18 protein-coding genes and 2 tRNA genes are annotated in these 18,899 nt (G+C 67.3%); 17 read left to right on the top strand and 3 right to left on the bottom strand.

Annotation, left to right across the window (positions count from 1 at the left end; all coding sequences use genetic code 11):
- Positions 1-58: 58 nt before the first annotated feature.
- The 12 genes from nadB (at position 59) to ABV606_RS00445 (ending at position 13,765) form a co-directional block, all read left to right on the top strand.
- On the top strand, positions 59-1,723 hold the full coding sequence (nadB, locus tag ABV606_RS00500; RefSeq protein ID WP_353987950.1) for an L-aspartate oxidase: 1,665 nt from the start codon (positions 59-61) through the stop codon (positions 1,721-1,723).
- Complete coding sequence (nadC, locus tag ABV606_RS00495) at positions 1,723-2,661, top strand: carboxylating nicotinate-nucleotide diphosphorylase (RefSeq protein WP_435415159.1); 939 nt, start codon at positions 1,723-1,725, stop codon at positions 2,659-2,661. Before nadB ends, nadC begins: the two co-directional genes overlap by 1 nt.
- A gap of 7 nt (positions 2,662-2,668) precedes the next feature.
- Complete coding sequence (locus ABV606_RS00490) at positions 2,669-3,859, top strand: cysteine desulfurase family protein (RefSeq protein WP_353987949.1); 1,191 nt, start codon at positions 2,669-2,671, stop codon at positions 3,857-3,859.
- Complete coding sequence (locus tag ABV606_RS00485) at positions 3,840-4,970, top strand: aminotransferase class V-fold PLP-dependent enzyme (RefSeq protein ID WP_353987948.1); 1,131 nt, start codon at positions 3,840-3,842, stop codon at positions 4,968-4,970. Before ABV606_RS00490 ends, ABV606_RS00485 begins: the two co-directional genes overlap by 20 nt.
- A 109-nt stretch (positions 4,971-5,079) precedes the next feature.
- On the top strand, positions 5,080-6,465 hold the full coding sequence (locus ABV606_RS00480; RefSeq protein WP_353987947.1) for a glycine--tRNA ligase: 1,386 nt from the start codon (positions 5,080-5,082) through the stop codon (positions 6,463-6,465).
- Positions 6,466-6,566: 101 nt separating this feature from the next.
- Positions 6,567-7,298 carry a DsbA family oxidoreductase gene (locus ABV606_RS00475; protein ID WP_353987946.1) on the top strand — a complete coding sequence of 244 codons (732 nt, stop codon included), beginning with the start codon at positions 6,567-6,569 and terminating at the stop codon, positions 7,296-7,298.
- Complete coding sequence (locus ABV606_RS00470; RefSeq protein ID WP_281487722.1) at positions 7,295-7,429, top strand: hypothetical protein; 135 nt, start codon at positions 7,295-7,297, stop codon at positions 7,427-7,429. Before ABV606_RS00475 ends, ABV606_RS00470 begins: the two co-directional genes overlap by 4 nt.
- A gap of 75 nt (positions 7,430-7,504) precedes the next feature.
- Positions 7,505-8,656: a tRNA dihydrouridine synthase DusB gene (gene dusB, locus ABV606_RS00465; RefSeq protein ID WP_281487723.1), complete on the top strand. Its 1,152-nt coding sequence runs from the start codon at positions 7,505-7,507 to the stop codon at positions 8,654-8,656.
- Positions 8,649-9,896, top strand: a complete 1,248-nt coding sequence (locus ABV606_RS00460; RefSeq protein WP_281487724.1) for a deoxyguanosinetriphosphate triphosphohydrolase — start codon at positions 8,649-8,651, stop codon at positions 9,894-9,896. Before dusB ends, ABV606_RS00460 begins: the two co-directional genes overlap by 8 nt.
- 53 nt (positions 9,897-9,949) lie before the next feature.
- A complete protein-coding gene (gene dnaG / locus ABV606_RS00455; RefSeq protein ID WP_353987945.1) occupies positions 9,950-11,947 on the top strand; it encodes a DNA primase in 1,998 nt (665 codons plus the stop codon).
- Between the two features lie 4 nt (positions 11,948-11,951).
- The gene (locus ABV606_RS00450; RefSeq protein WP_353987944.1) at positions 11,952-12,773 is read left to right on the top strand and encodes a dipeptide/oligopeptide/nickel ABC transporter ATP-binding protein; all 822 of its coding nucleotides are present in this window, start codon (positions 11,952-11,954) and stop codon (positions 12,771-12,773) included.
- Positions 12,770-13,765 carry a D-isomer specific 2-hydroxyacid dehydrogenase family protein gene (locus ABV606_RS00445; RefSeq protein WP_353987943.1) on the top strand — a complete coding sequence of 332 codons (996 nt, stop codon included), beginning with the start codon at positions 12,770-12,772 and terminating at the stop codon, positions 13,763-13,765. Before ABV606_RS00450 ends, ABV606_RS00445 begins: the two co-directional genes overlap by 4 nt.
- A 97-nt stretch (positions 13,766-13,862) precedes the next feature.
- Here the strand turns inward: ABV606_RS00445 and ABV606_RS00440 are convergent.
- Positions 13,863-13,935 (bottom strand) — tRNA-Asn (locus ABV606_RS00440).
- 116 nt (positions 13,936-14,051) lie between these two features.
- Here ABV606_RS00440 and ABV606_RS00435 point away from each other — a divergent pair.
- The gene (locus tag ABV606_RS00435; RefSeq protein ID WP_353987942.1) at positions 14,052-14,579 is read left to right on the top strand and encodes a ferritin; all 528 of its coding nucleotides are present in this window, start codon (positions 14,052-14,054) and stop codon (positions 14,577-14,579) included.
- Positions 14,580-14,615: 36 nt separating this feature from the next.
- Here the strand turns inward: ABV606_RS00435 and def are convergent, their stop codons facing one another.
- Complete coding sequence (def, locus tag ABV606_RS00430) at positions 14,616-15,200, bottom strand: peptide deformylase (RefSeq protein ID WP_353987941.1); 585 nt, start codon at positions 15,198-15,200, stop codon at positions 14,616-14,618.
- A 40-nt stretch (positions 15,201-15,240) separates the two neighbouring features.
- Between def and ABV606_RS00425 the strand changes: the two genes are divergently transcribed.
- The 4 genes from ABV606_RS00425 (at position 15,241) to ABV606_RS00410 (ending at position 18,357) form a co-directional block, all read left to right on the top strand.
- Positions 15,241-16,146, top strand: coding sequence for a DMT family transporter (locus ABV606_RS00425; RefSeq protein WP_435415154.1), 906 nt, complete (start codon positions 15,241-15,243; stop codon positions 16,144-16,146).
- 94 nt (positions 16,147-16,240) lie between these two features.
- Positions 16,241-17,452: a glycosyltransferase gene (locus ABV606_RS00420; RefSeq protein ID WP_353987940.1), complete on the top strand. Its 1,212-nt coding sequence runs from the start codon at positions 16,241-16,243 to the stop codon at positions 17,450-17,452.
- Positions 17,443-17,519: transfer RNA gene (locus tag ABV606_RS00415), tRNA-Ile, on the top strand. Before ABV606_RS00420 ends, ABV606_RS00415 begins: the two co-directional genes overlap by 10 nt.
- A gap of 16 nt (positions 17,520-17,535) precedes the next feature.
- Positions 17,536-18,357, top strand: a complete 822-nt coding sequence (locus tag ABV606_RS00410) for a hypothetical protein (RefSeq protein ID WP_353987939.1) — start codon at positions 17,536-17,538, stop codon at positions 18,355-18,357.
- A gap of 190 nt (positions 18,358-18,547) precedes the next feature.
- On the opposite strand, the gene ABV606_RS00405 is transcribed toward ABV606_RS00410, so the two are convergent.
- Complete coding sequence (locus ABV606_RS00405; RefSeq protein WP_281487732.1) at positions 18,548-18,853, bottom strand: hypothetical protein; 306 nt, start codon at positions 18,851-18,853, stop codon at positions 18,548-18,550.
- Positions 18,854-18,899 lie beyond the last annotated feature (46 nt).

The raw sequence follows: 18,899 nt of genomic DNA, 5'->3' as shown, positions 1-18,899 counted from the left end.
ATCTTCGAACAGGCTGGTCGCGCCGGGGCAGTACGCAGCACTCCTCGCGGCGCGGCCGTTGCCGTGGTCGCCTTCGCCGTCGGTCGTGCTTGAGATGGGGCACGTCATCGTGGTCGGCAGCGGCGTCGCCGGCCTCACCGCTGCACTCACCGCGACGGCGCACCACAGGGTCACCCTCGTCACGAAGCAGCGCATCGGCGACAGCAACTCCTGGTTCGCCCAGGGAGGGGTCGCTGTCGCGCTCGGCCACGACGACAGTGCGGCGGCGCACATCGCTGACACGCTCGCGGCCGGCGACGGCTGGTGCCACTCGGCTGCGGTCGAGGTGCTCTGCCGGGAGGGCGCCGACAGCATCCGACGCCTCATCGAGCTCGGAATGCCGTTCGACCGTGCCATCGAGGGCGACACCGGCTCGGGAGCCGGTGACGATCTAGCGCGGGCGCAGGAAGGCGCGCATTCGCGCCCACGGATCCTGCATGCGAGCGGCGACGCGACCGGCCGCGTGATGGTGCAGACCCTGGTCGCTGCTGTGCGCGCCAGGAACATCGAACTCGTCGAGGAGCGCTTCCTCGTCGACATCGAGATCGAGAACGGTCGTACCCGCGGCGTCCGGCTCGCTGTGCCCGACGGCAGTGAGCACTCTGTGGAGGGCGATGCGGTGATCATCGCCACCGGCGGCGCGGGCATGCTGTTCGAGCACACGACCAATCCATCTGGGGCCACGGGGGATGGCATCGCGGCCGCTGCACGGGCCGGCGCCGTCCTCGCCGACCTGGAGTTCATGCAGTTCCACCCCACTGCCCTCGCGGTGCCGGGCACGCCGCTCATCTCAGAGGCCGTGCGTGGCGAAGGCGCCGTGCTCCTCGATCGCGCGGGACGTCGCTTCATGATGGAGGTGCACCCCGACGCGGAACTCGCACCGCGAGACGTCGTCGCCCGCGCGATCGCCGAGTGCCAGCGACGCCAGCCCGACGTGCCGGTGATGCTCGATGCCACATCGATCGGTGCTGATCGTCTTGTCGAACGCTTCCCTGGGCTCACCGCCGCATGCGCGCGTCACGGGTTCGATTGGACGTCCGAACCGGTGCCCGTGACCCCGGCCGCCCACTACCTCATGGGAGGCATCCACACCGACCTCGACGGGCGTTCGAGCGTCCAGGGGCTCTTCGCGGTGGGCGAGGCAGCGTGCACGGGAGTGCACGGAGCGAACCGGCTCGCATCGAACTCGCTGCTCGAGGCGCTCGTCTTCGCACGCCGCGCTGCCACAGCCGTCGACGCACCATGGCCGCACGGCAGCCCGTCCTCCGCGAATGCGACGCCGCTCCCGCCGCACGACAGCCTCGGGGATGCAGCGGCCGGCGTCGCTGCCACACCGGTCGACCGACTCGCACTGCGCCGAGCCATGTGGGAGTTGGTCGGCCTTCATCGGAATGCCGTCGGCCTCGAGTCGGCGGCCGAGCTGTTCTCGGCATGGACTGCGCCCCCGGCGCCGAGCTCCTTCGCGGAGCGGGAAGACGCAAACCTGCTGCAACTGGCGCGGGCGATGACCGCTGCTGCCATGGCGAGGAAGGGCTCGCTGGGGGCGCATTTCCGCACCGACGCGTCCGCCACCGCAGACGGATCGCGACACGACCCGAGCGGCTCACGGCAAGAAGAGCGGCGCAGTCGACCGCGAAACGACCCTCAAGACCACCCACGCGACAATCCACGAGAGGCAGCCTGATGACAACCACCACCACGAGCATGCCGAGCGCGTCCGGCTCCGAGTCGGCCGGGCTCCGTCACCTGCAGCCGCTCGACCCGCACGCCGTGGAGGGCATCGTGCGAATGGCCCTCGCGGAAGACGCTCCGTGGGGAGACATCACGAGCGAGACGCTCATCCCGCCGGGCACTCGCGCTCGTGCCGTGTTCGCCGCGCGACAGCCCGGGGTACTCGCCGGCATGCAGGTGTTCGACTCGACGATGCGAGCCACAGACCCGCTGGCCGTCGTGGAGCACGCCCTCCGTGACGGTGATCGCTTCGACGCCGGGATGGCGATCGCCTCGGTCGAGGGCGACGCGCGGGCGATTCTGCGCGCAGAGCGCATCGCGCTCAACCTCGTGCAGCGAATGAGCGGCATCGCAACGCTCACCGCTCAGTATGTGGAGGCGGTGTCGGGCACTTCAGCCCGCATCGTCGACACCCGGAAGACCACCCCCGGGCTTCGCCTGCTCGAGCGCCACGCGGTGCGCTGCGGCGGCGGCCACAACCACCGCTACTCGCTGTCGGACGCCGTGCTCGCGAAAGACAACCACCTTGCCGTGCTCACAGCCGGCGGTCGTGACCTCACCGAAGCGCTGCGCGATGCTCGCTCCCGTCTCGGACACACGACGCACCTCGAAGTCGAGGTCGACCGACTGGATCAGATCCAGCCGGTGCTCGCCGGCGGCGCCGACACGATCATGCTCGATAACTTCACGCTCGACGAACTGCGACGCGGTGTCGCACTTATCGGCGGACGAGCGGTGGTCGAGGCGAGCGGCGGCGTGAGCCTTCAGACCGTGGCCGATATCGCCGCCACGGGCGTCGACGTGATCTCGGTCGGTGCGCTCACGCACAGCGCGCCCGCGATCGACCTCGGGCTCGACATCGAGCTCGAGCCAGGCGCCGACCGCGGCTAGGAGCACGATGTCAGCTCTTCGAGATGCGGAGACTCGTCCGCTGTACCTCGATGCCGCCGCGACCGCACCTCCACGTCGTGAGGTCGTCGAAGCCATGTGGCCGTACCTCACTTCGGTGTTCGGCAATCCGGCGAGTCGTCATGGCGTGGGGGAGCGCGCGCGTCGTGCCCTGGACGCGGCACTCGAAGAGCTCGCAGCGCTGCTCGGCTGCCGCCCCTCCGAACTCATCGTCACCTCGGGCGGCACAGAGGCAGACAACCTGGCGATCAAAGGCATCGCGCTCGCCGCTCCGCGCGGGCGCAGGATCGTCACCACAGCGATCGAGCATCCCGCGGTGCTCGAGAGCGCCCGCTACCTGCAGCGCCTGCACGGGTTCGACCTCGCGCTACTGGAGGTCGATGAGCATGCGCTCGTCGATGCCGAGAGGCTGCGCGAGGTTGCGACTCGCGGAACCACCCTCGTCTCGGTGATGTTGGCGAACAACGAGGTCGGCACCGTGCAGCCCCTCGCCGAGCTGGCAGAGATCACCAGGAGTCTTGGCGTCCCCCTGCACACGGATGCCGTCCAGGCCGCCGGGATGCTGCCTCTCCACATGCCTGAGCTCGGCGTAGACGCCCTCTCCATCGCAGGTCACAAGCTCGGCACGCCACGGGGCGCCGGCCTGCTGTTCGTTCGTCGCGGCATCCGCCTGGAGCCGCTGATGCACGGCGGCGGCCAGCAGCGAGACCGTCGCTCTGGCACGGAAGACGTGGCAGCCGCGGTCGGGCTCGCCATGGCGCTTCGGCTCGCCACCGCCGAGCGAGTCGAGCACGCGGAGCGCTTGGCGGGCGCGCGCGACCGGTTCATCCGCACCGTGCTCGACACAGTGCCTGGCGCCCGACTGACCGGTCACCCTTCCCAGCGGCTGCCGAACAACGCATCATTCTGCTTCGAGGGCACCGCGGGCGAGGCGGTGCTGCTCGAGCTCGAGCGAAGGGCGGTCATCTGCTCCAGCGGCTCCGCGTGCGCGGCCGGCAGCACGGAACCGTCTTCGGTGCTCACCGCGATGGGCATCCCTGCCGAGATCGCCCACACCGCTGTGCGCTTCACGTTCTCGGCCGAGACCACCGAGCGCGAGCTCGACCGCGCCGCGGCGCTGCTGCACCAAGCCGTCGCTTCGGTGCAAGAGATCGGCGTGCATGTCGCCCGAGCGCAATGAACGTGCGATCGACGCCGGTGCCAACGGCTATGCGATGCGCCACGATGGGGACATGCCGGCCTTGCAGCTCTCCCCGTCGCTCGAGTCAGCGATCGCTCAGTTCGAAGACACCGCCGGCTATCTGGCTGTCGCGTCGATCGGCATTCCTCCGAGAGACGCCGTCAGCGCGATGCGCCGCGATCTCGATGCGTGGGCGAGGGCCGACCGCGACCCTCAGGGCTACGACGAGGCAGTAGGACGCACGCGCGAGCATTACGCAAGGCTCGTGGGAGTGGCGCCCAGCCGAGTGGCGATCGGCTCTCAGACCTCGGTCATGGCGAGCGTCATCGCAGCGGCCGTGCCGCCAGGGGCCGAGGTGCTGTGCGTCCAAGGCGACTTCAGTTCGCTCGTCGCCCCGTTCAGCATGCGCAGCGATATTCACCTCAGAGCCGTGCCCCTCGAGGCGCTCGCGGACGCCATCGGCGACCGCACCTGGCTCGTGGCGTTCTCGCTGGTGCAATCGGCGACGGGTGCCATCGCCGACGTGCCATCGGTCCTGAGCGCCGCGCGCATGATGGGCGCGTACACGCTGTGCGACACGACTCAGGCGGCAGGGGTAATGCCGGTCGACGCCGCGCTGTTCGACGCGACCATCTGCCATGCCTACAAGTGGCTGTGCAGTCCGCGCGGCGTCGCCTTCATGACGCTTCGCGAGCGCTTCGCCGACCTGCTCACACCGGTGCAGGCCGGATGGTACGCGGGTGCTGATGTGTGGGAGAGCTGCTACTGGCCGCGAGTGGAACTCGCAGCCGACGCGCACCGCTTCGATGTGTCGCCCGCCTGGCAGGCATGGATCGGCGCCGAGCAGTCGATCGGAATGTTCGCCGGTCTCGACCTCGACGAGGTGTGGCAGCGAACCGCGAGCCTCGGGTCCGCCCTCTGCGAGGCGCTCGAACTGCCCGAACAGCATCAGGCGATCGTGACCTGGCCGGATACCGAGGGTGACGATCTGCATCGGCTCATCGCCGCCGGCATCCGAGTGTCAAGCAGAGCAGGCCGACTGCGCGCCTCCTTTCATCTCTGGAATACCGAGGACGACGTGGAGGCAGTGGTCCACGCCCTGCGCCCCTAGTCGGGGCATCTGATCGCGAGGAATCCTCATGCAAGGCGGGCGCCGGTAGGATCGTGGTTTGTATTCGATCGACCGGGCACCCAGCTCGGCTGACCCAGGGAGCTCTTTCGTGGCCGCACCGTCTCGTCTCGATTCCGTCATCTCGCTGGCCAAGCGCCGCGGATTCGTGTTCCAGGCGGGTGAGATCTACGGCGGGTCGCGTTCCGCTTGGGACTACGGGCCGCTGGGCGTCGAGCTCAAGGAGAACATCAAGCGGCAGTGGTGGCGCACCATGGTCACCGGCCGTGAAGACGTCGTGGGACTCGACTCGTCGGTGATCCTGCCGCGCCGCGTGTGGGAGGCATCCGGCCACGTCGAGGTCTTCAGCGATCCGCTCGTCGAGTGCCTGAACTGCCACAAGCGGTATCGCGCAGATCACCTCGAAGAGGAATACGAGGAGAAGAAGGGCCGGGCGCCGGAGAACGGGCTCGTCGATATCGTCTGCGTGAACTGCGGCACCAAGGGCAAGTGGACGGAGCCCAAGGAGTTCTCAGGCCTGCTCAAGACCTTCCTCGGCCCCGTCGACGACGAAGCGGGGCTGCACTACCTGCGACCCGAGACCGCGCAGGGCATCTTCGTCAACTTCGCGAATGTGCTCTCGGCCGCGCGCATGCGCCCGCCGTTCGGCATCGGTCAGATCGGCAAGAGCTTCCGCAACGAGATCACCCCGGGCAACTTCATCTTCCGCACACGCGAGTTCGAGCAGATGGAGATGGAGTTCTTCGTCGAGCCGGGCACCGATGAGGAATGGCACCAGTACTGGATCGATCAGCGATTCAACTGGTACGTCGATCTCGGCATCGACGCCGACAACCTGCGCCTCTTCGAGCACCCGAAGGAGAAGCTGTCGCACTACGCCAAGCGCACTGTCGACATCGAGTACCGCTTCGGCTTCTCGGGCAGCGAGTTCGGCGAGCTCGAGGGCATCGCGAACCGCACAGACTTCGATCTGACCACGCACTCGCAGCACTCTGGCACCGATCTCTCGTACTTCGACCAGAACAAGCAGGAGCGCTGGGTGCCGTACGTGATCGAGCCGGCCGCAGGCCTCACGAGGTCGGTGATGGCCTTCCTCGTCGATGCGTACGCCGAGGACGAGGCGCCCAACACCAAGGGCGGCGTCGACAAGCGCACGGTGCTTCGTCTCGACCGCAGGCTCGCCCCGGTCAAGGCGGCAGTGCTGCCGCTCTCGCGCAACGAGCAGCTCTCGCCGGTGGCACGCAACCTCGCCGCCGAGCTGCGCGGGTTCTGGAACATCGACTTCGACGACGCGGGCGCCATCGGACGTCGCTACCGTCGCCAAGACGAGATCGGCACGCCGTTCTGCGTCACCGTCGACTTCGACACTCTCGAGGATCAAGCCGTCACAGTGCGCGAGCGCGACACGATGCAGCAGGAGCGCGTGTCGCTCGACAAGCTGCGCGGCTACCTCGGTGAGCGGCTCATCGGCGCCTGAGCAGGCCTCGGGGAACGCCGGGTCACCGGCTCGATCATGCCTCCAGTGGAATCCAGCGCGTCCAGCGGAATACACAGGGGGGTCGGAAGGTTGAAGCGATCGTGAGCGATCAACAGCACTTGCCCGACAACACTCCTCAGAGCGCCTCCAGCGGCCCGATCAAGGTCGACATCTGGTCGGATATCGCGTGCCCATGGTGCTACATCGGCAAACGGCGCTTCGAGAAGGCCGTCGCGGAGTTCGGCGGCGAGGTCGACATCGAGTACCACTCGTTCGAGCTCGCGCCCGATACGCCGGTCGACTTCGAGGGAAGCGAGGTCGACTTCCTGGCGGGACACAAGGGGATGGCTCCCGACCAGGTGCGAGGCATGCTCGAGCGCGTCGGCGGCATCGCGGCATCCGAGGGACTCGACTACGACTGGGATGCACTTCGGCACACCAAGACGCTGAAGGCCCACCAGGTGCTGCACCTCGCCAAGGAACGCGGTGTGCAGCCACAGGTGAAGGAGCGACTGCTCAAGGCTTACTTCGAGCAGGGGCGTCACATCGGCCACGACGAGGAACTCGCCGAACTTGCGGCTGAGGCAGGTCTCGACCGCGCCGAAGTGCTCGAGGCGCTGAGCGATGAGCGGTATCTGCCGGCCGTGCAGGCCGATATCGATCAGGCTCGTCAGTACGGCATCAACGGGGTCCCGTTCTTCGTCTTCGAAGACAAGTACGGAGTCTCGGGTGCGCAGGAGAGCCTGACGTTCAAGCAGGTGCTCGACCAGGTGCGGGCCGAGAAGACCGGTATCGCAGCAGCACCGGAGACAGCGGACGGGGCTTCCCGATGAGCGGCGGCTTCACCATGCTGGGCGCTGCCGACGCGGCTGCCTGTGAGGGCGGCGTGTGCGCCGTGCCCATGCGCGACGCGGACGACGCCCAGGCGACCGCATCCGTCATCGATGCTGTCGTCACCGACTGACACCTGCGCGACCCACTGACGCCGAGTGGCGCCCGTCCAGCAGGAGCGCAACGCGGATCTGGAAGAATCGAGACGATGACAACGCTCACGGCTGCCCCGACACTTCGCATCGGCTCGATCGAGCTCGACGCGCCCGTCGTGCTCGCGCCCATGGCAGGCATCACGAATACGGCATTCCGTCGACTGTGCCGAGAGTACGGTGCGGGGCTCTACGTCAGCGAGATGATCACGAGCCGTGCCCTCGTGGAGCGCACGCCGGAGACGATGCGACTCATCACGCATCATGAGTCGGAGACCCCGCGCAGCATCCAGCTCTACGGTGTGGATCCGAAGACGATCAGCGAGGCCATCACGATCCTCGTGGCCGAGGACCGGGCCGATCACATCGACCTGAACTTCGGATGCCCCGTCCCGAAGGTGACGCGCAAGGGCGGCGGCGCGGCGCTTCCCTGGAAGGCCGACCTCTTCCGGTCGATCGTGCAGTCGGCCGTCAAGGCAGCGGGGCGCGTGCCCCTCACAGTGAAGATGCGCAAGGGCATCGACGACGATCACATCACGTTCCTCGACGCGGCGAAGTCGGCGGAAGACGCGGGAGTCGCCTCGATCGCGCTGCATGCGCGCACCGCCGCTCAGTTCTACTCGGGGAACGCCGACTGGTCCGCGATCGCCGAGCTGAAGAACGCGGTGTCGAGCGTTCCCGTGCTCGGCAATGGTGACATCTGGAGCGCGGACGATGCCATCCGGATGGTGGCCGAGACCGGCTGCGACGGCGTCGTGGTGGGTCGGGGTTGCCTTGGCCGCCCGTGGCTCTTCGGCGATCTCGCCGCGGCGTTCCGTGGAGAGCAGCGCAAGGCGCAGCCAACGCTCGGAGAAGTGGCGTCAGCCTTCAAACGGCACGCCGAGCTGCTCGTGGAGTTCTTCGATGACGAGGACCGCGCCTGCCGCGACATCCGAAAGCACGTCGCCTGGTACTTCAAGGGGTACCCAGTCGGTGGAGAGTTCCGCTCGAGCCTGGCGATGGTCGAGAGCTTGGAACGCATCGACGAACTCCTCGCGACGCTCGATTGGTCGATGCCCTACCCGGGCGAGGCGGTCGAAGGCCCCCGTGGTCGTGCAGGGTCACCCAAGCGTCCCGCGCTGCCCGAGGGATGGCTCGACGACCGTTCGCTCGGCGAGGCGCAGCGTGCGCACCTCACCGAGACCGAAGCGGACACGACGGGTGGTTGACAACCCCGGGTACGGTCCCGCAGATACCGAGCGCTGGTTCCCAGAGACGCACGAGCATCGCCGCAGTGACTTCGCGCGCGATCGCGCCCGGCTTCTGCATTCGAGCGCGCTGCGCAGGCTCGCGGCGAAGACTCAGGTGCTGAGCCCGACGGCCGGCACGGACTTCGCCAGGAACCGACTCACGCACTCCCTCGAGGTAGCGCAGGTGGGCCGTGAGCTCGCCGCCAGCCTCGGTCTCGACCCGGATGTGGTCGATACCGCTTGCCTCGCACATGACCTCGGCCACCCGCCGTTCGGTCACAACGGCGAGCGCGCGCTGAATGACTGGGCGGCCGACATCGGCGGCTTCGAGGGGAACGCGCAGACGCTGCGACTGCTGACCCGGCTCGAGCCGAAGGTCATCGGACCCGACGGCGCGAGCTACGGGCTGAACCTCACCCGGGCGAGCCTCGACGCGAGCTGCAAGTATCCGTGGCCCGAGCAGTACGGCGTGCCCGACCCGAGCGGCCGCAGCAAGTTCGGGTTCTACCTCGACGACACGCCCGCATTCGAGTGGCTACGACAGGGTGCCCCGGAGAGGCAGCGGTGCATCGAGGCGCAGGTCATGGACCTGAGCGACGACATCGCATACTCGGTGCACGACTTCGAAGACGCGATCGTGTCGGGCTACGTCGACGTGTACGCACTCGGAGCGCGGGTCGACCACGACGCGCTTGTCGACCAGATGTCGGCTTGGGTTGGAGGCGCGTTCAGCCATGACGAGCTGATCGCGGCGTTCGACCGGCTCGACTCGCTCGACGAATGGCTCGACGAGTGGGACGGCAGCCGGAAGTCGCTCGCGAAGCTCAAAGACCTGACGAGCCAGCTCATCGGTCGTTTCGCGCAGGCCGCAACACGCGCGACCCGTGAGCACTACCCCTCGGGCAGCCTGGTGCGGTTCGCCGCGAGCGTGGTGGTGCCGCGCGAGATCGAAGCCGAGATCGCCGTGCTGAAGGGCATCGTCGCGGCCTTCGTGATGGCCAACGATCAGCGTCAGCCGATCTACGTGCAACAGCGCGAAGTCCTCACGGAGCTGGCTGACGGTCTCTGGCGTGCCGGCCCGGGCTCGCTCGACACGGGCTTCGCCGCAGACTTCGCGCGCGCCCAGACGGATGCCGAGCGCCGGCGAGTCATCGTCGATCAGGTCGCGAGCCTCACCGATCAGTCGGCGTTGGTGCTCCACGGCGGCATCACGGGCTGACAGCCATCACCGCTCGCGGGCTGCGGCACGGCGGGTGCTCCTAGGATGCTGTCATGGCAGGCCTCATCCGACGATCAGACATCGATGAGGTGAGGTCTCGTACGAACATCGCCGACATCGTCGGCGACTACGTCACGCTGAAGTCTGCCGGCGTCGGATCGATGAAGGGGCTCTGCCCGTTCCACGACGAGCGCACCCCGAGCTTCCACGTCCGGCCGCAGGTGGGCTTCTACCACTGCTTCGGCTGCGGCGAAGGCGGCGATGTCTTCACCTTCCTGCAGCGCATGGACCACACGACCTTCAGCGAGGCGGTCGAGCGACTGGCGGCCAGGATCGGCTATGAGCTGCACTACGAAGACGGCGGCGGTCCGGCTCGCGAACACGGGAACCGGGCGCGCCTGCTGGCCGCCAACCGTGCGGCTGAGCAGTTCTTCATCGAGCAATTGCTCACAGCAGACGCCGCGCCCGCCAGGCAGTTCCTCGGCCAGCGCGGGTTCGATCCGGCGGCGGCCGAGCGCTTCGGCGTCGGCTACGCGCCGAAGTCGTTCTCGGCGCTCAGCAAGGCGCTCATGGCCCAGGGGTTCACCGAGAACGAGCTCGTCGCAGCGGGGCTGCTCAGCTCGGGGGAGCGGGGCAGCTACGACCGGTTCCGAGGGCGTGTGGTCTGGCCGATCAGAGACGTCACAGGGCAGACGCTCGGCTTCGGCGCGAGGCGTCTCTTCGATGACGACCAAGGTCCGAAGTACCTCAACACCCCCGATACTGCCGTCTACCACAAGAGCCAGGTGCTGTACGGTCTCGATCTGGCCAAGCGCGACATCGCGCGCGGCAAGCGGGTGGTCATCGTCGAGGGCTACACGGATGTGATGGCCTGTCACCTCGCGGGCGTGACCACTGCCGTCGCGACCTGCGGTACCGCGTTCGGCGTCGACCACATCAAGATCATCCGCCGCGTCCTCGGTGACTACGACACCGCCGACACGGGCAGCACCGGAGAGGTCGTCTTCACCTTCGATCCCGACGAAGCGGGGCAGAAGGCGGCGAGCCGCGCGTTCGCCGAAGAGCAGCGGTTCGCTGCTCGCACCTACGTGGCCACGCCCCCTGAAGGTCTCGACCCGTGCGACCTCCGCCTCGAGCGCGGCGATGATGCCGTGCGTCAGCTCATCGCTGGCCGGCGGCCGATGTTCGAGTTCATGCTCCGTCGCGCGCTCGGCGAACACGACCTCGACACCGTCGAGGGGCGCGTCGCGGCGCTGCGCCAGTCGGCACCGATCGTCGCCGGCATCCGCGACCGGGCGCTTGCCGTCGGGTATGCCCGAACGCTTGCCAAGTGGCTGGGCATGGACCCCGGCGAGATCAACCGAGCCGTGAGCGCCGCCGGGCGAGCCAGCGAGGCACGGGCCGCAGCAGGCGATCAGCGAAGCGTAAGCGCCGGCCCGCGCCGCGATCCGAGCCAGTCTCGGCAAGGGCCCGACCAGGCCGCGCGAGGCGTGCACGGGCGAAGGGAGCTCGGGTCGCGCGATGTGCCGAGCGCACCAGCCGCGGGCGGCGCTCAGGCCATGCCGCAGGCGGCACCCGTGCCCACCCTCGTGCAACTGCCCGCCGACCCCGTCACGCGCGTTGAGCGGGATGCGCTCATGGCGGTGCTGCAGCATCCTGGTGAGCTGGGTCTCGAGCGCGTGAGCAGAACCGTTGCGAGCGTCTTCCACAACCCGGTACTGGCCGTGGTGCGCGACGCCATCGCGGCGTCGCTCGACCGGTTCGGAGAACCGGACTGGGTCGGCGCGGTGGGCGAGGAGGCGCCGCGAGCGTTCTCCGCGCTGGTGCAGCAGTTGAGCGTGGCACCGCTGCCCGGTCACGCGGAGCAACTCGTCGCATACTGCAATGGGGTCACCGCGGGGTTGATCGAGCGCGACCTGCTGCGCCGCAAGACGGAATTGCTCGGGGCGCTGCAGCGCACCGACGCTGCCGCGGAGCCGGAACGGTTCTCGCAGTTGAACCGCGACCTCGTGCAGCTCGAACAGGAACGCCGTCGATTGAGGGAGGATTGAGCGGATGCCGCAGCCGTCAGCACTCCCCGCCCCCGCCCCCGCCCCTGCCCCGCCAGTGATCGAGGTCACCGATCTCGCATTGCGTTATCCGGGCCAGTCGACCCTCGCGGTGACCGGCGTCACCTTCTCGGTGCCGCGCGGACAGACCCTCGCCATCGTCGGAGAAGCCGGGTGCGGCAAGACGACGCTCGCCCGCGCCCTCGCCGGCCGCGCGGGGCTCCGCAAGAGCAGCAGCCCGCTGGTCGACGGCGGCTCGCTTCGGGTGGCCGGCCACAGCCGCCCGAAGCCCGGCCGGCGCGAACGCGCACGCTGGCAGTTCGATGTCGGATACCTCGCGCAAGACGCCGGCGAACGACTTCACCCACGACTCACCATCGCCGAGAACGTCGCCGAGCCGATCTACTTGCGCGACCAGAAGTTCGACCGACGCGAGGCGGGCGCCGCAGTCGCAGGGCTGCTCGATCGGTTGCACCTGCCGCTGGGGTTCATGGACCGGTTCCCGCATGAGCTCAGCCGCGGACAGCGGCAACGGGTGGCGCTTGCTCGCGCACTGGTGCTCGAGCCCAAGGTGCTTGTCGCCGACGACCCGACGATGGGCGTCGACGCGATCGTGCGCGGCCCGCTGCTCGACTCCATTCGCGAGCTTCGGCTCGACCGCGAGTTCACTGCGGTGGTCATCGCCCATGATCTGCCGGAGGTTCGCCGGTTCACCAGCCGCGTCGCCATCATGCAGGGCGGCGCGATCGTGGGTCTCGGCAATGTCGATGAGGTGCTCGACCAGCCTCTGCACCCCTACGTGCGCAAGCTAGGAGAGGTCGCTCGTTGAACGCCAGGGGTCACATCGACCGCACCGTGCCCGTTGAAGGCGACCACACGCGACGTCGCCCCGAACCCGGACCGATCGCTGTCCTGCCCCACGCCGATCCGGTCTTCGTCGAGGCGATCGAGGCGGCAGGCGGCACCGTCGAACCGCTGAGCGAGCGCACGCGGGGTGTCGTGTGGCTCTCAGCGCGCGAGAGCAGTGGCCTGGCCGCGGCGCTCGATGAGCATCCCGACATCCATTGGGTGCAGTTGCCCTGGGCCGGCGTCGATGCGTTCCTTGAACTCTTCAAGGCGCGCGCGGGGGAGGAGTGGCCGCTCTGGACGAGCGCGAAGGGTGCCTACTCAGAACCGGTCGCTGAGCACGCCTTCGCGCTGACGCTGGCCACGCTGCGCTTCATACCGCAGAAGAGCCGCGCGAGCGAGTGGGATCCGGTTCGCCGGGGCACCTCGCTGTACGGCCGCAATGTGGTCATCGTCGGCGCCGGCGGCATCGCTCAAGAGCTGCTCCGGCTGCTCGCGCCGTTCGATACCCGGGTGACGGTGGTGCGCCGGCGTGATGTACCTGTCGAGGGCGCCGAGCGCACCGTGACGGGGGAGCACCTCGCTGATGTCTTGCCCGATGCCGAAGTGGTGGTTCTCGCCGCAGCGCAATCGGAGCGCACGAGCGGGATGCTGGGCGAGCACGAGCTGGGCCTCCTCAAGCCCAGCGCTGTCGTCGTGAACATCGCGCGGGGCCCGCTCATCGACACTGACGCACTTGTCGCTGCGCTCGAGCGCGGCGCTATCGCGGGCGCCGGCATCGACGTCACCGACCCCGAACCGCTGCCCCACGGGCATCCGTTGTTCAGTGCCCCGAACACCGTTGTCACCATGCACTCGGCTGACACGCCTGAGATGACCAGGCCGTTGCTCGCAGCACGGATCGAGCACAACGTACGCGCGTTCCTCGGCGACGGTGACTTCATCGGCGTGGTTGATCCCGAGCACGGCTACTGACTCGGACGCGCGACGCAACGCCGTACCGCCTCTTGGTGGTATCCGAACCTGCGAAATGTGAAACGGCCCGGTCTCCGAAGAGACCGGGCCGGTGCTGCTCCCCGAGATGGACTCGAACCATCAACCTGCCGGTTAACAGCCGGCTGCTCTGCCAATTGAGCTATCGAGGATCGCTGGAACAGCGAAGACAACTCTACCAAAGTTTTTGCGGTCGACCTGTCACCGGTGCTCGCTACGCTGGTGACACCCGCCGGAGCATCCCGCGTCGGGCACGATCGGAGGAGCCATGACCAGCACGTTCGACACCCTTCTCGCTGAGCAGATCGGGCACGAGTTCGCGGCATCCCAGCAGTACATCGCCATCGCCGTCTGGTTCGACGACCATGACTTGCCGCAACTGGCCAAGCACTTCTACCGGCAGTCGCTCGAAGAGCGGAACCACGCGATGATGCTGGTGCAGTATCGGCTCGACCGCGATGTGCGGGTCGAGATCCCGGGAATTCCGGCAGTGCGGAACGACTTCGCAGACGTGCGCGAGCCCATCGCGCTGGCACTGGAGCAGGAACGAGCGGTCACGCGCCAGATCGAGGCGCTGTTCGCGGCGGCGCGGGCTGAGACCGACGCGCTGGGTGAGCAGTTCATGCTCTGGTTCCTGAAAGAGCAGGTCGAAGAGGTCGCCGCCATGACGACGCTGCTGAATGTCGCGGAACGGGCAGACAACCTCTTCGACCTCGAGAACTTCATGGCGCGAGAGGCTGTCGGAGACGACGGCCTGGATGCCGGTGCTCCGCCGGCCGCCGGCGGCGCAGTCTGAGAGGCGGCCGCCGCCGCCCGGCTCAGGTTCTCCCGCTCAGCCCCGCGCGGGGTGCTCGCCCTCCAGGTGATCGACGCCAGGCATCCATGAGTCGCCCGGCTTTCCCCATCCGCTCTTCTTGATGGCCTTCTGAATCGCCTTCGCGTACACGTGCCCGAGCCGGTCCGCGTACAGCACTCCGTCGAGGTGGTCGTATTCGTGCTGGAAGATGCGGGCCAACCATCCCTCGGCGACGATCTCGAACGGTTCCTGATCAAGATCCACCGCTCGCAGGATCACCCGTTCTGCGCGACGAAGCGGAAAGCGCTCGCCCGGGATCGACAGGCATCCTTCGCTCTCCTCGTCCTCATCGGCAGGCCCGAGATCGAGCGGACTCTGCCAGAGCTCGGGGTTGATGGCGACGCCCCGCCACAGATAGCCGTCTTCGTCTTCCCACCCGTAGACGAACACGCGCAGCCCGACGCCGACCTGCGGCGCGGCGAGCCCGACGCCCGGCGCTTCGTCCATCGTCTCGAACATGTCGTCGACCAGTCGCCGGAGCTCGTCATCGAACCGTTCGACGGGCTTCGCAGGCGTGTGCAGGACTGGATTTCCGGTGATCACGATCGGGAGAACGGCCATCCGTCAAGGATATCGGCGGCGCACCGGGTAGATTTCTAGGGTGATCGAGCAGCTCGACGTGGTGACGCTCACGCCGTATCAAGCGCTCGGAATCCCAATCGCGCTGCTTGGCGGCGTGTTCTTGGCACTCGGCGCCCAGTTCCAGCATCGGGGAGTGCACAAGGTCGAGGACCGTCTCGGCTCGGGGCAGAAGGCTGGGCTGTCGATCACCCAGGTGCGCGCGCTGCTCATGCGTCCTTCGTGGGTCGTGGGCACCGTCATGCTCGGGCTCGCCATCGTGCTGCAGCTCGTGAGCCTCGCGTTCGCGCCGCTCATCGTCGTGCAGCCTCTGGGCGTGATCGCGCTCGTCATCACCGCCGTGGTCAACGCCCGAGTCAGCCACCTCAAGCTCGACCGCAAGGCGATCGTCGCGATTGCGCTGTGCGTCGGCGGCATCGGCCTCTTCGTCACCGTCGCCGCGCTCACCGCCACGGAACGCGTGATCACCGCCGGTCAGTTGACGACGATCCTCGGCATCCTCGCGGGCGTGATCGTTGTCTACTCGATCGTGTTCGTCTTCTTGCGGAAGCGGATGCGGGCGGTCTCGTACATCATCGCCGCCGGCGTGATCTACGGCTTCGTCGCCACCCTTGCCAAGGTCGTGCTCAATCGGCTGGTCAACGGGAACTTCGAGGGACTGACGCTCTTCGCGGTCGCGATTCTCATCGGCGGCACGGCTCTCGGCGCCTATTTCGTGCAGAACGCGTATGCGGTGGGCTCGCCTGACCTTGTGATCGCGGGGCTCACCGTGATCGACCCGATGGTCGCCGTAGCGATCGGCGTGATCGTGCTCGGTGAGGCGGCCACGGCGCCGCTCTGGGCCGTCGCGGTGTTCGTGTTGGCGGCGGTGATCGCCATCGTTGGCGTGTTCAGGCTCGCGAAACACCATCCGCAAACGCACCGTTGACGCGGCCTGCGGTAGCCTTGCGGAGGGTTGTTCACCAGCACGCCCAGACGAACAGGAATTGCCTGAGTTGCCTGACGATACCGATACGAAACCAATGCGCATCCTGATCGGCGCCGACACCTTCGGCCCAGACGTGAACGGTGCCGCCAAGTTCGCGGAGCGCCTCGCGGCCGGACTCGTGGCCCGCGGCCACGAGGTGCATGTGATGGCGCCTTCGGCCGACTCCCGGTCAGGGACGTGGACCGAAGAGCACGAGGGTGCGACGCTCGTCATGCACCGGCTGAAGAGCTGGCGCTGGTATCCGCACCCGTGGCTGCGTTTCGCGCTGCCCTGGAGGATCGTCAAGAACAGTGCGCGAGTGCTCGACGAGGTGAAGCCCGACGTGGTTCACTTCCAGTCGCACTTCGTTGTCGGCCGCGGGTTGTCGATCGAGGCCCGTGAACGGCACATCCGGGTGATCGGCACCAACCACACGATGCCTGAGAACATGATGCAGTTCACGCTGGTGCCGAAGATCTTCCACAAAATCTTCCTGAAGGCCGCGTGGTCGGCAGTGCGCAACACTTTCGAGCGCGCGGACGCGATCACGACCCCCACGCGTCGTGCCGCCGACTTCTTCGAGCAGTCGACCGGCTTCACCGGCGTCCACGCCATCTCGTGCGGTCTGCAGGTCTCGAACTACACGCCGAACCTCGAGCCGCGCGACGAGAAGGTCGTGCTCTTCGTCGGCCGGATCGAGGCAGAGAAGAACCTCGACGAGTTGCTCAAGGCGTTCGCCTCGATGGACCCCTCGATCGGGGCCAAGCTCGAACTCGTCGGCCACGGCGACCAGGTGAAGCACCTGGAAGACCTCGCGGTGAGCCTCGGGATCCGAGACCGCGTGCACCTCGCCGGACGGGTCTCCGAGGAGTACCTGAAGGAGCAGCTGCGCCGCGCGAGCGTCTTCGCAATGCCGTCCATCGCCGAGCTCCAGAGCATCGCGACCATGGAGGCGATGGCTTCAGGGCTGCCCGTGGTGGCGGCGGACGCCATGGCGCTGCCCCATCTCGTGCACCACGGCGAGAACGGCTACCTATACCAGCCGGGCAACATCGAGGAGTTCGCGCGACGCCTCACCGATGTGCTCACCGCCAGTGATCGCGAGCGTGAGCGCATGCAGAAGCACAGCCTCAGAATCGTCGCCGCGCACGACATCGACCGCACGATCGACACGTTCGAGAGACTGTATCGTGGTGAAACGGTGACCGACCCGGTCACCGATCTGGCACCGGAGCGCGAGAGCGACGAGGCCGGAGCGGGGCGGTAGCTCAGCTGGTTAGAGCAGCGGACTCATAATCCGTCGGTCACGGGTTCAAGTCCCGTCCGCCCTACCAATGATTCCGGGCGACTTTGGGTGTTCCGCTGGAGCCTCCAGAAGCGAAACCACTCCAAGAAACACTCCAAGTGTCGGCGGGTCGCGACAGAATCTGCCCCATGGCGCAGGTTCAGGACGGGCTCAATCAGACTCAGGCGTTCTCGCTCATCTTCGAGACGACCTCGACGCGGAACTTGCTCGGATACGGGATCTGGGCGCTGCGGCACGCGCGTTTCTGGGAGACGACGCGCGATCCAATCCTCACGATGCTTTCTATCGGCGTCGAGAAGTTGCTAAAGATGTCGCTCGGGCTGACACACGTTGCGGAGGAGGGCGAGTGGCCTCCACTCGCCACTTTCAGGGACACCTGGCGGCACAACATCGTGACCATGCATGACTCGCTGATGCAGACCATGAGGCGGCGGCTGCCGGAGGCCACTCATCCTGCCAACGTCGAATCGCAACTGCTTGAAGTCGAGAACGACCCGGTTCTTCCTGCGCTCATGGCGGCCCTCTCGCGCTACGGCCAGAGTGGGCGCTTTTGTCATCTCGATGAACTTGCGCTAAGTCCGCAGACTGGCGAAGACCCTGGCCACATGTGGAGTGAGGCGGAGAACATCGCCCTGCGGCTCGACCCGGCTATGAAGGCGAAGTTCGAGGCTGCGTCGGGCAATCGTGACCCAGAGGTATTCGACGCCTTCGTGCACGAGTTGGAAGCGCACCTTGCAGCGTCGATCGAACGCTGGTGGGACATCGTTGCGCTCGCTGGTAAGCACGGCATCTTCGGTGAACGTGGCAAGGGTTGGGGCTTCGACGTTGAGAAGTCGATGGTCGGCCGCCAGATTCGTGAGGGCTGAGCGCTTCGCGCGTGACTGCGAGCAGCCCACCGGCGTCGCAAGTGCCGGAGGGCTGCTCGCTCTTGACTAGGCCGGGGTCGGCGAGAGCATCGGCTCTACAGCCTTCCACGTGTCGGCGGTTCGGGCGCTCTACTGAATCAGTGATTAGAACCGACAGACCCGCAGCGAGAGCGCCCGCCAAGCGCTGCCGTCAGCCCTCGAAAGAGACGTTGCCTCGGCACGCCATTCCGGGGCTCGGCACCATCGCTTTCAGCCCCGCCTTCACGTACATCCCGTAGTTCTGCACGTGTCCGCCCGTGACGAAGTCATCCGGGATGTTGGGCTGGTTCTCCTGGTCGTCAGGCAAGTCACGCCCTGAGAACGCACACGCTGAACTCGCCTTGTGGGCGCCCGGGATCGGGTCACCGTTGCCGTTGATCTCTCCTGCTTGTGCTGCTGCCGCACCGCCGAGGGCAAGTCCGAGCGCGACTAAGCAGCTGATGGCCATTCGTTTCATCGGTTCTTCTTCCTGATCGGGTCGGCCTCGTAGCGCTGAACCACGC

The organism is Ruicaihuangia caeni, assembly GCF_040536845.1.
In the GTDB taxonomy this organism is placed as follows: Bacteria; Actinomycetota; Actinomycetes; order Actinomycetales; family Microbacteriaceae; genus Ruicaihuangia; species Ruicaihuangia caeni.
The sequence above is the reverse complement of the archived record's forward strand: the minus strand, read 5'-3'. Positions and strand labels throughout refer to the sequence as shown.